Source organism: Streptomyces olivaceus, from assembly GCF_000721235.1.
Classification (GTDB): Bacteria; Actinomycetota; Actinomycetes; order Streptomycetales; family Streptomycetaceae; genus Streptomyces; species Streptomyces olivaceus.
The window spans coordinates 264,089-277,364 of sequence record NZ_JOFH01000006.1 but is presented as its reverse complement, the minus strand read 5'-3'; the positions used below and the strand labels follow the sequence as shown (position 1 = coordinate 277,364).

The window sequence follows — 13,276 nt, the reverse complement described above, 5'->3', positions numbered from 1 at the left end:
CGCGCCCGCCTGATCGTCCGCGCCTGAAGGCGGTGTCCCGCGGGTGAGGGCGGTGCCCGCGCGTGAGGGCGGGCTGCGACTGAAGGCGGGCTCCCACGCGGTTGACCCCCACGCGGTTGAGTCATGCACCCGCGTGAAGCGGACTCACCAGCCCTCCCAGCCCGTCATGGGTGGGGTCGTCTCCGACGGCGGCTCCACCCACGGCTGGACGGTCAGGGCCCACACCGCGAACGCCACGGCCGCCGCGCCGAGCACCAGCCACGTCAGGCGGCGGAGGGCGGTCCTGCGCCGCAGCATGCGACCGCCGCGGCGCACGGCCTCCGCGTACAGCTCGGGCGGGACCCGCGGCGGCGACTGCTCAAGGATCCGCCGCGCGGCGGCCTCGCGTTTCGGGCGGCTCATCACGACCCCCTCACCCTCCCGCGGCTCCCCGCGCGCGTGCCCGCCGCCGGGCCCCTCACGGCGTCGCCGTCCTCGTGTCCGGTGCCACCGGACGGACCGGCGCGGCGGGCGGGCGGGCGGAGAAGCGTCGCCACCGCCCGGTCGCAGAGCGTCCGCACGCGCTCCAGGGGCAGGCCGAGCAGGGCCGCTGCCTGTTCCTCGGCGACGCCCTCGTACAGCCTGAGGACCAGGATCAGGCGTTCCTGCGGGGAGAGGCCCCCCAGGGGGCCGGCGGGGCGACCGCGGGACCGGCCGAGGCCGCCGTGCCGGTGCCAGGCCTCGCGGGCGAAGCGGGTGGCCAGGTACTGCCGGGTCCGGTCGTAGGGGTCCTCGCCGTGCAGCCGGTCCCAGGCCGCGTAGGTGTGGGCCAGGGACAGGGCGAGCAGGTGCCGCGCGCGCGGGTTGGCGTCCGGGGGCTCCGCCGTGAGCAGGGTGGCGGCATGCAGCAGCCGTCCCGCCGCACCCGCGACGAACGCCTCGAACTCCCGGGCCCGGCGGGCTCCGTGGGACGCATGCCGTTCTCGCACCGCGCCTCCCGCCCGGACCGGCGACGAGCCCTGAGGTCTCCATACCTGAGGTCTCATATCAGGCCAGGGGCGGCCCGCCGGTCAAGGGTCCGGTGCGAACCGTCCCGGAAACCTCGCCGAGGACGGGCGAGGACGGGTGAGGGCCGGCGATAACCGGCGACGACGGGTGAGGACGTCTGGGGACGGCGCGTCAGGAGGACGACGGCGTATCCGTGGCCGTCGCACCCGAGGGGGCCATACGGGCGGACAGGGCGCCGTTGAAGCGTGCGAGGAGCGCGCAGAAGGTCTCGCGCTCCTCCGGTGCCCAGTCGTGGGTCAGCTCGGCCATGAGCTGACGCCGGGAGGTCCGGACCTCCTCCAGCCGCGACACGCCGCGCGGGGACAGCTGGAGGACCACCGCGCGGCCGTCCTCCGGGTGCGAGGTCCGCTTGACGAGTCCGCTGTCGACGAGCGGGGCCACCTGCCGGGTGACCGTCGAGGAGTCGATGCCCATGCTCGCGGCGAGGGCCTTCACGCCCATCGGGCCCTCTTTGTCGAGGCGGTTGAGCAGGAGGTAGGCGGCTCGGTCCATGGAGTTGCGCACCTGGCCGACTCCGCCGAGCCGGGTCTGTTCCGCGCGCCGCGCGAAGAGCGCGACCTCGTGCTGGAGCGTCTCGAGAAGACCGGGGTCACCGGCGGTCGTCATGTCCATCGACATTTCAGGTGTTGTGGGCATGGCCGGGGGCTCACTTCGTGGAGGGCTGCTGATTTGGGGGACAGGGTACGCGGCCGGGCGGCAGGGCGTACCGACGCTCGGGCAAAGCAGGTCTCGGAGGTTGGTCACAACGGTGCACCGGGACCGCGAACTGCGATGCTGGGGACATGAGCTACAGCACGGCCGCCCCTGTCGGACCCGTCACCCTCGACGACGTGCGCGGAGCCCAGAAGATGCTCTCGGGTGTCGCACGGGTGACGGCGATGGAGGGCAGCAGGCACCTGTCCCGGATGGTCGGCTCGCCGGTGCACCTCAAGTGCGAGAACCTTCAGCGCACGGGCTCGTTCAAGCTGCGTGGCGCCTATGTGCGGATCGCCGGGCTGCTGCCCGAGCAGCGGGCCGCCGGTGTGGTCGCGGCGAGCGCGGGCAACCACGCGCAGGGCGTGGCGCTGGCGTCGTCGCTGCTCGGGGTGCGTTCGACGGTGTTCATGCCGAAGGGCGCCCCGCTGCCGAAGGTCAGCGCGACCCGGGAGTACGGCGCCGAGGTGCGGCTGCACGGCCAGGTCGTCGACGAGACGCTGGCCGCGGCCCAGGAGTACGCGGAGCGCAGCGGTGCCGTGTTCATCCACCCCTTCGACCATCCCGACGTCATCGCGGGCCAGGGCACCGTCGGGCTGGAGATCCTGGAGCAGTGCCCCGAGGTGCGGACCGTCGTGGTCGGCATCGGCGGGGGCGGACTGGTGGCCGGCATCGCGGTCGCCGTGAAGGCGCTGCGGCCCGACGTGCGGATCGTGGGCGTGCAGGCGGAGGGCGCGGCGGCGTATCCGCCCTCGCTCGCCGCGGGCCGCCCGGTGGCCGTCGAGAACCCGGTCACGATGGCCGACGGCATCAAGGTGGGGCGGCCCGGTGACGTGCCGTTCGGGATCGTCGGCGAGCTGGTGGACGAGGTCCGTACGGTCTCCGAGGACGAGCTGTCCACGGCGCTGCTGCTCTGTCTGGAGCGGGCCAAACTGGTCGTGGAGCCGGCCGGCGCGAGCCCGGTGGCGGCGCTGCTGAGCGCGCCCGAGACCTTCGCGGGCCCGGTGGTGGCGGTGCTGTCCGGCGGCAACGTGGACCCGGTGCTGATGCAGGGCGTGCTGCGGCACGGCATGGCCGCGCAGGGCCGTTACCTGGCGGTCCGGCTCCGCCTGACGGACCGGCCGGGCGCCCTTGCCACGCTTCTCGGGGTGCTGTCGGTGGTCGACGCCAACGTCCTCGACGTGAGCCACGTGCGGACCCACCCGCGGCTCGGGCTCACGGAGGCGGAGGTCGAGCTGCACCTGGAGACGAAGGGCCCGGAGCACTGCGCGGAGGTCGGCCGGGCGCTGCGGGAGGCGGGCTACACCGTCATCGCCTGAGCTGCTCGGCCGCTTCGTCACTCGTTCGGGCAACTGCATTGTGAGACGCGATACATCGCGTTACTGTGTGTCATGCGCCGCTCGCTGAGCGCGGCGAATCGTACAAACCTAGGCTTTTCGAAGAATCCCCGACGACGTGGAGACTCATATGCCGGGCGCCATCTATGCCGAAGGCCTGGTCAAGACCTTCGGCGACGTAAGGGCTCTGGACGGTGTCGACCTGGACGTACCCGAGGGCACGGTCCTGGGCCTGCTCGGACCGAACGGCGCGGGCAAGACCACCGCCGTCCGCTGTCTCACGACCCTGCTGCGCCCCGACAGCGGCAAGGCGGTCGTCGCGGGCCTCGACGTACTCGGGCAACCCAACGAGGTGCGGCGTTCCATCGGCCTCTCCGGCCAGTTCGCCGCGGTCGACGAATACCTGACCGGCCGGGAGAACCTGCAGATGGTCGGCCAGCTCTACCAGATGAGGGGCAGGGCGGCGAAGGCCCGGGCCGCCGAGCTGCTGGACCAGTTCCACCTCGCGGACGCCGCGGACCGGCCCACCAAGACCTACTCCGGTGGCATGCGGCGCCGGCTCGACCTGGCGGCCGCCCTGGTCGTCTGCCCGCCCGTCATGTTCATGGACGAGCCGACCACCGGCCTCGACCCGCGCAACCGGCAGGAGCTGTGGGGGGTCATCAAACAGCTGGTCGCCGGTGGTACGACCCTGCTGCTGACCACGCAGTACCTGGAGGAGGCCGATCACCTCGCGCACGACATCGCGGTCGTCGACCACGGCCGTGTCATAGCCCGCGGCACCTCCGACCAGCTCAAGGCCCGCACCGGGGGAGAGCGGGTCGAGGTCGTCGTCCACGAGCGCGACCACATGGGGGAGGCCGCAGAGGTGCTCGCCGGCTTCGGCAAGGGCTCGACCACCGTCGAGGAGCACACCCGCAAGCTCACCGTCCCCGTCACCGGCGGCGCCAAGCTGCTCGCCGAGGTCATCCGCGAACTCGACGTCCGCGGCATCGAGATCGACGACATCGGCCTGCGTCGCCCCACCCTCGACGACGTCTTCCTCTCCCTCACCGGCCATGTCGCCGAGACCAAGGGGGAGGACGGCCCGGCGGACGACGCCGGCCACGAGCAGGAGAAGGAGGCCACCAAGTGAGCGCCGCCACCGAAACGGCGCCGGTCGCGGCCGCCGCCAACCGCATGGGCCAGTCCGTCCGCGACTCGCTGGTCATCGCCCGCAGAAACCTGATCCGGATGACCAGGATCCCGGAGATGGTCCTGTTCGGGGTCATCCAGCCGGTGATGTTCGTCGTCCTGTTCACCTATGTCTTCGGCGGCTCGATGAAGATCGGGAACACCACCGACGCGGGCGTCTACAAGGACTTCCTGATGGCCGGCATCTTCGCGCAGACCGTCACCTTCGCCACCGCGGGGTCGGCGGCCGGAATCGCCGACGACATGCAGAAGGGTCTCGTCGACCGCTTCCGCTCCCTGCCGATGGCGCGGGGCGCGGTGCTGACGGGACGGACCGTCGCCGATCTCGTCCAGACGTGCATCACGGTGCTCGTCCTCGCGATCGTCGCCCTGCTCGTGGGCTGGCGCACCGGATCCGCGGAGCCGACCAACGCCGGGAAGATCCTGGGCGCCTTCGGCCTGCTCCTCCTGCTCGGATACGCGTTCACCTGGATCGGGGCGCTCATCGGGCTGTCCGTGCGGACGCCGGAGGCGGCGACCTCGGGAGGGATCATCTGGCTGTTCCCGGTGACGTTCGTGTCGAACGCCTTCGTGGACTCCAGCCAGATGACGCCCTGGCTGCGGCACATAGCCGAGTGGAATCCGTTCAGCGCCACGGTGCAGGCGACACGCGAACTGTTCGGCAACCCGGGAGTCGTCCAGTCCGACGCCTGGCCCATGCAGCACCCGGTGTGGGCCTCGCTGATCTGGTCCGTGCTGATCATCGCGGTCTTCCGGACCCTGGCGGTGCGCAAGTACCGCTCGGCCGCCAACTGAACGGCGAGACGGCGAGACGGCGAGGACGCCGAGACGGCGACGAGCCCCCGGCGTCACAGGGACGCCGAGGGCTCGGTCGAGGCGGAAAGCCGGGCCGGGTCAGCCGTTGTACGGCTCGGCCTTGAGGATCTTCACCGAGGCCGGCTTGCCGTTGGGCAGCTCGTACTGGGCGTCGTCGCCGACCTTGTGGCCGATGACGCCCGAGCCCAGCGGCGACTGCGGCGAGTAGGTCTCGATCTCCGAGCTCGCGTACTCGCGGGAGGCGAGCAGGAAGGTCAGCGTGTCGTCCTCGTCACCGTCGAAGGCGATCGTGACCACCATGCCGGGGGCCACCGCACCGTCGGCGGCCGGGGCCTCGCCCACCTTGGCGTTCTCGAGCAGCTGGGTCAGCTGGCGCACACGGAGCTCCTGCTTGCCCTGCTCCTCCTTCGCCGCGTGGTACCCGCCGTTCTCGCGCAGGTCCCCCTCCTCGCGGGCGGCGGCGATCTTGGAAGAGATCTCGGTGCGCGCAGGACCAGTAAGGTATTCAAGCTCCTCCTTGAGCTTGTTGTACGCCTCCTGGGTCAGCCAGGTGACGTTCTCGCTGGTCTGGGTCACGGGTGCTCCTCGTTGGTACTGGGAATACAAATCAACGCCCTACCCAGAAGGATGTTCCTTCACGGAAGGGCGAAACCACGAGCCTAACAATTCAGTACCCAAAGGGGGAGGACATAAGCCACCAGATCCATGTCACCGCAGGTCAGGCGGCACGTTTTGGCGCTCGTGGGCACTGCTGGAGCAGCTGGACCAGCTGCGTCACTCCGGGTGGCAGCCGAGCAGCTCGGCCGTCGTCCCGGCGGCCTTGGTGCGCAGGGTGACCACCTTGTCGATGCGGGTGGCGTCCCCGTCGAAGCGGAAGTCGGCCCGGCCCACCTCGTCGCCGTCCTCCGCCTGGGAGCGCACGGTGCAGTAGCCGGTGGCCCCGGCGTCCTTGCGGACCTCCAGGTGCACCTGCACCGAGTCCTCCGCGAGCTCGAAGCCGATCAGCTCGCCGCTGATCTTGTTCTGGCCGACGTAGTGGTAGCCGAACCAGCCGATCACCGCGAGCAGGACGGCACCGAGCACGGCACCGGCGACCTTGAGCGTGCGGTCGGCCCGCTCGTCCGAGGAGCGGCCGTAGCGGCCCTCGGGCGCTCGCGGCGTTCGCGTGCTCGCCGTACTCATGATCGTCCTCTCGGCAGGAGCCGGGCTTCCCGGGTGCCGGAATTATTCCGCTCCCGATTCGGTCACTATAGAAGCCCCCGATTGCGCCGATGCAGACGGGCGCCGACTGACCGAGGAATGAGTCTTGACTGACCAGCTGCGACTGATGGCCGTGCACGCCCACCCCGACGACGAGTCGAGCAAGGGCGCGGCCACCATGGCGAAGTACGTGTCCGAGGGGGTGGACGTGCTGGTGGTGACCTGCACGGGCGGGGAACGCGGCTCCATCCTCAACCCGAAGCTCCAGGGCGACCCGTACATCGAGGAGCACATCCACGAGGTGCGCAAGAAGGAGATGGACGAGGCCCGGGAGATCCTCGGCGTGCGGCAGGAGTGGCTCGGCTTCGTCGACTCCGGCTTGCCCGAGGGTGACCCGCTGCCGCCGCTCCCGGAGGGCTGCTTCGCCCTGGAGGACGTCGACAAGGCGGCCGGCGAGCTGGTGCGCAAGATCCGCTCCTTCCGCCCCCAGGTGATCACCACCTACGACGAGAACGGCGGGTATCCGCACCCCGACCACATCATGACCCACAAGATCACGATGGTGGCCTTCGAGGGCGCGGCCGACACCGAGAAGTACCCGGAGGCCGAGTACGGAGCGGCGTACCAGCCCTCGAAGGTGTACTACAACCAGGGCTTCAACCGGCCCCGCACCGAGGCGCTGCACCACGCGCTGCTCGACCGCGGGCTGGAGTCGCCCTACGCGGACTGGCTCAAGCGCTGGGCGGAGTTCGAGCGCAAGGAGCGCACGCTCACCACGCACGTGCCGTGCGCGGACTTCTTCGAGATCCGCGACAAGGCGCTGATCGCCCACGCCACGCAGATCGACCCCGACGGGGGCTGGTTCCGGGTGCCGCTGGAGCTCCAGAAGGAGGTCTGGCCCACCGAGGAGTACGAGCTCGCGAAGTCCCTCGTGGAAACCTCCCTCCCCGAGGACGACCTCTTCGCGGGCGTCCGGGACAATGCCTGACATGAGTGGAAGCGCAAGCCTGGCAATGACGCACCTCGTCACTCTCGCCGAGCTCGACGAGGACAAGGTCACCCCGGGTGTCCTCGGGTTCATCGTCTTCGCGGTGATGGCCCTGGCGGTGTGGGGGCTGATGAAGTCCATGAACCGGCACATGGGCAGGGTGGAGTTCAAGGAGACCGGGGATGCCGAGGGCTCCGCCGGTGGTGGTGAGGCGGCGAAGCCGCAGCGGGGGTAGTGGAGCGGCGTTCTCTTCGGCGCCCGGCGCCCGGCGCCCGGCGCCCGGCGTCGGTGCGGGCCGGGGGCGGGTCGCGCGGCCCGGCGCTGACGGGGTGCCGCTGCGCCCACCCGTGCCGCCCCAGCGGCACGACTGCCCGCAGCGGCGCGGCACGCACTGCCCGCAGCGGCGGCGGGGCGGGGGCTACGCCGGTACCGGGACGCCCATGACCTCCCTTGCCTGGCGGTTCGGGACCATGCCCAGGCGCCAGGCCTGCCAGCCTGCCTCCAGTTGTATGCCGCGTTCCAGGAGCAGCTGGTACGCGTTCACGTAGTCGTCCAGCTTGGGGTCGCGGGCGGCGTGGCGGGCGCGGGAGAGCTGGGTCAGCTCCTCCTGTGCCACCGCCGTACCGATCTCCACACCGCCGGGGGCGGCGTAGGGCAGCAGCGTGCAGCGCAGGAAGCGGGCCCAGTCCTCGCCCCGCCGGTCGCCGTACCCGGCGAAGAGCACGGCGGCCTCGTCGCACAGGGCCAGGGCCTGCGGCGTACGGGCGTTGCCCGCGTCCACGACCGCCAGCTCCAGGCAGGTCCACCCCTCGCCGTGTCCGACACCGATGCGCTGGAAGTCGGCGCGCGCGTCGACCAGGAGCTGGCGGGCGAAGCCCGAGTTGCGCAGCGAACCGGTCTGGGCGGCGCGCTGGTCGCGGGTGACCCGCGCCGAGTGGTGCCGGGCGCAGGCCAGGCCGTACACGTCCCGCATCCGGGAGAACATCGTGCGGGAGCGTTCCAGTTCCCGGACGGACCGGTCCAGGTCGCCGGCCTCCTCCAGTGCCTGGCCGAGGTAGTAGACGGTCCACGCCTCGCCGCGCGCGTCCTCGTTCTCGCGGTGCCGGGCCGTCGCCCGCCGCAGTTCGTCCACCGCCACCGAGGCGTCGCCGTCCACCAGGCGGGCCCGCGCCAGCTGCGTCAGCGCCCAGGCCTCGCCGCGGGCGTCCTGGGTGCGGCCGTACAGCTCCAGGGCCGCCCGCAGGTCCGCCTCCGCGCCGGGGACGTCGCCCATGCGCAGGTGCAGCTGGCCGAGCTGGAAGTGGGCCCACGCCTGGCCGTGCACCGACTCGCCCGCCCGGTGCAGCACCAGTGACTCGGTGAGCAGGTCGAGGGCCTCGGCCAGCCTGGACCGGTCGCGCTGCACCGCCGCCAGCGCGTGCAGCGTCCACGCCCGGTCCGTGGCCAGTTCCGGCGAGGCCTGGAGGTCGAGGGCCTCCTGGAGCCTGGCCGCCGCCTCGGTCAGATTGCCCTGGTGGTGCAGCGTGATCCCCAGCGAGCACAGGGCGCGGGCCGCACCGGCGTCGTGGTGGGCGTCGCGGTACAGGTCGACCACGGAGGTGAGCGTCGTCCGCGCCTTGTCCAGCTCGCCGAGCTGCCGGGCCGCGATGCCGGTCCGCCACTGCACCGAGCGCACCAGCAGCCCCTGGTCCACGGCTTGCGCCAGCTCGTTGATCTCACCCAGCCGGTACAGGTCGCCGCGCAGCAGGCAGTAGTCGCACAGCGCGCCCAGCAGGTTCAGCACCGTGCCCTGGTCGACGCCCTCCGCGTGTCTGAGCGCCGCCGTGATGAAGCTCGACTCGTCGTCCAGCCAGCGCAGCGCCTCGTCCAGGGACGTGAAGCCGTACTGCCCGAACTGGTTGGAGCGGGTCGACATGTTGCCGTCGACCAGGCGCAGCACGGAGTCGGCCAGCTCGGCGTAGTTCGCGATGAGCCGTTCCTGCGCGGCCGTCCGGTCGGCGGGCTGCTCCTCGTCGGCGAGCCGGGCGCGGGCGAAGGCGCGCACCACGTCGTGCAGGCGGTACCGGCTGCCCCGGACGTGGTCGATCAGACCCGCCCGCGCCAGCGCCGTCAGCTGCCGGGTCGCCTCCGTCTCGTCCGTGGCCAGCAGCGCGGCGGCGGCAGCGGCGCCCAGCGAGGTGCGCCCCGCCAGCGCCAGCCGGCGCAGCAGCCGCCGGGCCGGTTCCGACTGGTCGGTGTAGCGCAGCCACAGTGCCCGCTCGGCCGGATCCACCGGCCCGTACGCCCCCAGGTCGGTCGCCAGGGCGCGCGGCGAGCGCGGGCCCAGCGACGAGCCCGCGATGCGCAGCGCCAGCGGCAGCCCGCCGCACAGCTCCCGGATCCGGTCGCCGGACTCGGCGTCGTAGGGGCCCGAGTTGTCCTCGGCGGCGGCCGCGAGCAGCTCCTCCGCGCCCGCCGCGTCCAGCGCGTCGACGGGCAGGTCGTACACCCGGGCGGGCAGGTCGGCGGGGAGCCGCAGCGGCTCGCGCGCGGTGACCAGCACCAGGCTGTCCGACCGCTCCGGCACCAGCGTGCGCACCTGCTCGGCGTCCGCGGCGTCGTCCAGGACGACGGTGACCGGGACGCCCGTCAGATGCTGGTGGTACAGCTCGCTGAGCCGCTTGACCTGCTGGTCGGCGGAGGAGCGCTCACGGAACAGCAGTTGCTCGCGCGGCGCCCCGAGCCGGTTCAGCAGGTGCAGCAGCGCGTCCCGGGTGCTCAGCTGCGACCCGCCGCCCTCCCCGGCGCCGCCCGCCTCGGAGCCGTCTGCGCGCAGATCGACCAGGCACGCCCCGCGGAAGTAGTCGCGCAGTTCGTGGACCGCGCGCACCGCCAGCGTCGTACGGCCGCTGCCGGGCGCCCCGTGCAGCACCACCACCGTCGGCTTGGTCTCCGTGCTCGCGCGGGCCGCCTGCACCCACTGCCGCAGCTGCGCCATCTCCTGCCGCCGCCCCGCGAAGGCGGCGTCCGCCTCGGGCAGTTGCGCGAACGACTGCTCCAGCGCACTGCGCCCACGGGCCGCCGCGCTCTTGTCGGCGCCCCGCAGCTTCGGTCCCGTCCTGGTGGGCCCGGTGGACGCGGCGAGCATCCGCTGCTGGTCCAGGAAGGGGCGGATGCCGCGCACCTCCAGCGCGGTGAGCCACTGCAGCCGCAGCTGCTCGGGCCCGCCGGGCTGGCTGACGGCCCCGGCCCGGTGGTGGGCGGCCGGCACATGCGCCCCGACGACCTTCACCACCGTCGCCGCCGCGCCGACGACCCCGACCGCCACGCCCGCGCCGACGGCCGTGCCGGTGCCGGTGCCGAGCGCCACGTCGGCCACCACCGCGGCGACCGCCGCCACGGCGGCCACCAGCAGGGGCGTGCCGGCGCCCTCACGGGCGTAGCGCTGGCGGAAGGTGAGCTGGCCGGCGGCGGCCTCGTCGAGGGCGTGGGTGTAGGCGTCGTACTCCTCGCCGGCCGTCCCGGCCAGGGCGTCCAGGCCCGTCCGGGCCCGGGAGAGCAGTACGTTCCCGTCCGTGCGTCCGCCCGAGCGCCGTACCTCCTCCTCCACGGCCCGCCTGAGCAGCCCCTCGGCCTCCGCCCGATGACTGTCCCGCATGTCGCGCCCCCTCCGGCGGCATCGGTGTCCTGCCGGGTACCCCTGCTGCCCCCGGTGGCCCCGGACGACCCAGAGGCCTCCCGACCCGTCCCCGGGTCCTTCCCCGGTTATGCGTGGGTCAAGTGTCCTGCGCGGAGGAGACCCTGGGGAGGGTGCTGCACGACCGGGCCGAACCAAAACCCGCCCACCGCCCCACCCGACGCCGAGCCCCACGGTCCTCCGCCTTGAACTCCCACGCGTGCGATACGGCCCGGTGAGGCGGGCTCGTGAGGGTTTCGCCGGTTGCGCGGGGTGCTGTGAGAGGCTGGGGCGCATGAACCGGTTGGCTGGTGTGACCTCGCCGTATCTGCTGCAGCACGCTGACAATCCGGTCGACTGGTGGCCCTGGACGCCGGAGGCTTTCGAGGAGGCCCGGCGGCGTGACGTCCCGGTGCTGCTGAGTGTCGGCTACTCCGCCTGCCACTGGTGCCACGTGATGGCGCACGAGTCGTTCGAGGACGGGCCCACCGCCGAGTACCTCAACTCGCACTTCGTGAGCGTCAAGGTGGACCGCGAGGAGCGGCCCGACGTCGACGCCGTCTACATGGAGGCCGTGCAGGCGGCGACCGGGCAGGGCGGCTGGCCCATGACCGTGTTCCTCACGCCGGACGCCGAGCCCTTCTACTTCGGTACCTACTTCCCGCCCGAGCCCCGGCACGGCATGCCCTCCTTCCGGCAGGTGCTCCAGGGCGTCCAGCAGGCGTGGGCGGAGCGGCGCGACGAGGTCGGCGAGGTCGCCGGGAAGATCGTGCGGGACCTGGCCGGCCGGGAGATCTCCTACGGCGACGCCGAGGCGCCCGGCGAGGAGCAGCTCGGGCAGGCGCTGCTCGGACTCACCCGCGAGTACGACGCACAGCGCGGCGGGTTCGGCGGGGCGCCGAAGTTCCCGCCCTCCATGGCGGTCGAGTTCCTGCTGCGCCACCACGCCCGCACCGGCGCCGAGGGCGCCCTCCAGATGGCCGCCGACACCTGTGAGCGGATGGCCCGCGGCGGCATCTACGACCAGCTGGGCGGCGGCTTCGCCCGGTACTCCGTGGACCGCGACTGGGTCGTGCCGCACTTCGAGAAGATGCTGTACGACAACGCGCTGCTGTGCCGTGTCTACGCCCACCTCTGGCGGGCCACCGGGTCCGACCTCGCGCGCCGGGTCGCGCTGGAGACCGCGGACTTCATGGTGCGGGAACTGCGCACCGCCGAGGGCGGGTTCGCCTCCGCGCTGGACGCCGACAGCGACGACGGCACCGGACGGCACGTCGAGGGCGCGTACTACGTGTGGACGCCGGCCCAGCTCGGCGAGGTGCTCGGTGCCGAGGACGCGGAACTGGCCGCGCAGTACTTCGGCGTGACCGAGGAGGGCACCTTCGAGCACGGCGCCTCCGTGCTGCAACTGCCGCAGCAGGAGGCCGTCGTCGACGCCGCGCGGATCGCCTCGGTCCGGGAGCGGCTGCTCGCCGCGCGTGACGGGCGCCCCGCCCCCGGCCGGGACGACAAGGTGGTCGCCGCCTGGAACGGCCTCGCCGTCGCCGCGCTCGCCGAGACCGGCGCCTACTTCGAGCGCCCCGACCTGGTCGAGGCCGCCGTCGCCGCCGGCGACCTGCTGGTGCGGCTGCACCTGGACGAGCAGGTACGGCTCACCCGGACCAGCAAGGACGGCCGGCCGGGCGGCAACGCGGGGGTGCTGGAGGACTACGCCGACGTGGCCGAGGGCTTCCTCGCGCTGGCCTCGGTGACCGGGGAGGGCGTCTGGCTGGACTTCGCCGGGTTCCTGCTCGACCACGTCCTCACCCGGTTCCGCGACGAGTCCGGTTCGCTGTACGACACCGCGGCCGACGCCGAGCAGCTGATCCGCCGCCCGCAGGACCCGACCGACAACGCCACCCCGTCCGGCTGGAGCGCCGCCGCGAACGCCCTGCTCGCCTACGCCGCCCACACCGGCTCCGAGCCGCACCGCACCGCCGCCGAGCAGGCCCTCGGCGTGGTGAAGGCGCTCGGGCCGCGCGTTCCGCGCTTCATCGGCTGGGGGCTCGCCGCCGCCGAGGCGCTGCTCGACGGCCCGCGCGAGGTCGCCGTGGTCGGGGCCGATGCCGCCGACGCCGCCGCCCGGGGGCTGCACCGTACGGCGCTGCTGGGCACGGCGCCGGGGGCGGTCGTCGCCTACGGCGTCGCGGGGAGCGACGAGTTCCCGCTGCTCGCCGACCGGCCGCTGGTGGGCGGGGCACCGGCCGCGTACGTCTGCCGCAACTTCACCTGCGACGCGCCGACGACCGACCCCGAGCGGCTGCGCGCCGCGCTGAACGGCTGACACCGCGGGCGCCGTACGGACGG

12 protein-coding genes are annotated in these 13,276 nt (G+C 72.9%); 6 read left to right on the top strand and 6 right to left on the bottom strand.

All coding sequences use genetic code 11. The annotated features are described in order from the left end of the window. Positions 1 to 144: 144 nt before the first annotated feature. From IG94_RS43395 to IG94_RS0110040, 3 genes are all read right to left on the bottom strand, one after another. Positions 145 to 402: a hypothetical protein gene (locus IG94_RS43395; protein ID WP_031033609.1), complete on the bottom strand. Its 258-nt coding sequence runs from the start codon at positions 400 to 402 to the stop codon at positions 145 to 147. Continuing rightward, positions 402 to 968 carry a sigma factor-like helix-turn-helix DNA-binding protein gene (locus IG94_RS43390; protein ID WP_224221399.1) on the bottom strand — a complete coding sequence of 189 codons (567 nt, stop codon included), beginning with the start codon at positions 966 to 968 and terminating at the stop codon, positions 402 to 404. Before IG94_RS43390 ends, IG94_RS43395 begins: the two co-directional genes overlap by 1 nt. 190 nt (positions 969 to 1,158) lie before the next feature. Continuing rightward, positions 1,159 to 1,665: a MarR family winged helix-turn-helix transcriptional regulator gene (locus IG94_RS0110040; RefSeq protein WP_037760468.1), complete on the bottom strand. Its 507-nt coding sequence runs from the start codon at positions 1,663 to 1,665 to the stop codon at positions 1,159 to 1,161. A gap of 164 nt (positions 1,666 to 1,829) precedes the next feature. Here IG94_RS0110040 and ilvA point away from each other — a divergent pair, with 164 nt between their 5' ends. The 3 genes from ilvA (at position 1,830) to IG94_RS0110025 (ending at position 5,066) form a co-directional block, all read left to right on the top strand. Continuing rightward, a complete protein-coding gene (gene ilvA, locus IG94_RS0110035; RefSeq protein ID WP_031033592.1) occupies positions 1,830 to 3,059 on the top strand; it encodes a threonine ammonia-lyase in 1,230 nt (409 codons plus the stop codon). Between the two features lie 148 nt (positions 3,060 to 3,207). Continuing rightward, positions 3,208 to 4,212 (top strand): daunorubicin resistance protein DrrA family ABC transporter ATP-binding protein, encoded by a 1,005-nt coding sequence (locus tag IG94_RS0110030; protein WP_031033590.1) that lies wholly within the window; start codon positions 3,208 to 3,210, stop codon positions 4,210 to 4,212. Further along, a complete protein-coding gene (locus IG94_RS0110025) occupies positions 4,209 to 5,066 on the top strand; it encodes an ABC transporter permease (protein WP_031033588.1) in 858 nt (285 codons plus the stop codon). The genes IG94_RS0110030 and IG94_RS0110025 overlap by 4 nt, the downstream gene beginning before the upstream one ends. Before the next feature lie 99 nt (positions 5,067 to 5,165). On the opposite strand, the gene greA is transcribed toward IG94_RS0110025, so the two are convergent. Then, positions 5,166 to 5,663 carry a transcription elongation factor GreA gene (gene greA / locus IG94_RS0110020; protein WP_031033579.1) on the bottom strand — a complete coding sequence of 166 codons (498 nt, stop codon included), beginning with the start codon at positions 5,661 to 5,663 and terminating at the stop codon, positions 5,166 to 5,168. A 198-nt stretch (positions 5,664 to 5,861) separates the two neighbouring features. After that, positions 5,862 to 6,269, bottom strand: a complete 408-nt coding sequence (locus IG94_RS0110015) for a DUF4307 domain-containing protein (RefSeq protein ID WP_031033577.1) — start codon at positions 6,267 to 6,269, stop codon at positions 5,862 to 5,864. A 145-nt stretch (positions 6,270 to 6,414) separates the two neighbouring features. On the opposite strand from IG94_RS0110015, the gene mca reads away from it, so the two are divergent. Both mca and IG94_RS0110005 read left to right on the top strand, forming a co-directional pair. Then, positions 6,415 to 7,275: a mycothiol conjugate amidase Mca gene (gene mca, locus IG94_RS0110010; protein WP_031033575.1), complete on the top strand. Its 861-nt coding sequence runs from the start codon at positions 6,415 to 6,417 to the stop codon at positions 7,273 to 7,275. Next, positions 7,268 to 7,510: a hypothetical protein gene (locus tag IG94_RS0110005; protein ID WP_194276205.1), complete on the top strand. Its 243-nt coding sequence runs from the start codon at positions 7,268 to 7,270 to the stop codon at positions 7,508 to 7,510. Before mca ends, IG94_RS0110005 begins: the two co-directional genes overlap by 8 nt. Before the next feature lie 183 nt (positions 7,511 to 7,693). Here IG94_RS0110005 and IG94_RS0110000 read toward each other — a convergent pair whose 3' ends face one another. Beyond that, positions 7,694 to 10,912, bottom strand: coding sequence for a tetratricopeptide repeat protein (locus IG94_RS0110000; protein ID WP_031033570.1), 3,219 nt, complete (start codon positions 10,910 to 10,912; stop codon positions 7,694 to 7,696). A 313-nt stretch (positions 10,913 to 11,225) separates the two neighbouring features. Here IG94_RS0110000 and IG94_RS0109995 point away from each other — a divergent pair, with 313 nt between their 5' ends. Further along, entirely contained in the window at positions 11,226 to 13,253 is a 2,028-nt protein-coding gene (locus IG94_RS0109995) for a thioredoxin domain-containing protein (protein WP_031033567.1), read from the top strand. Positions 13,254 to 13,276: the final 23 nt, after the last annotated feature.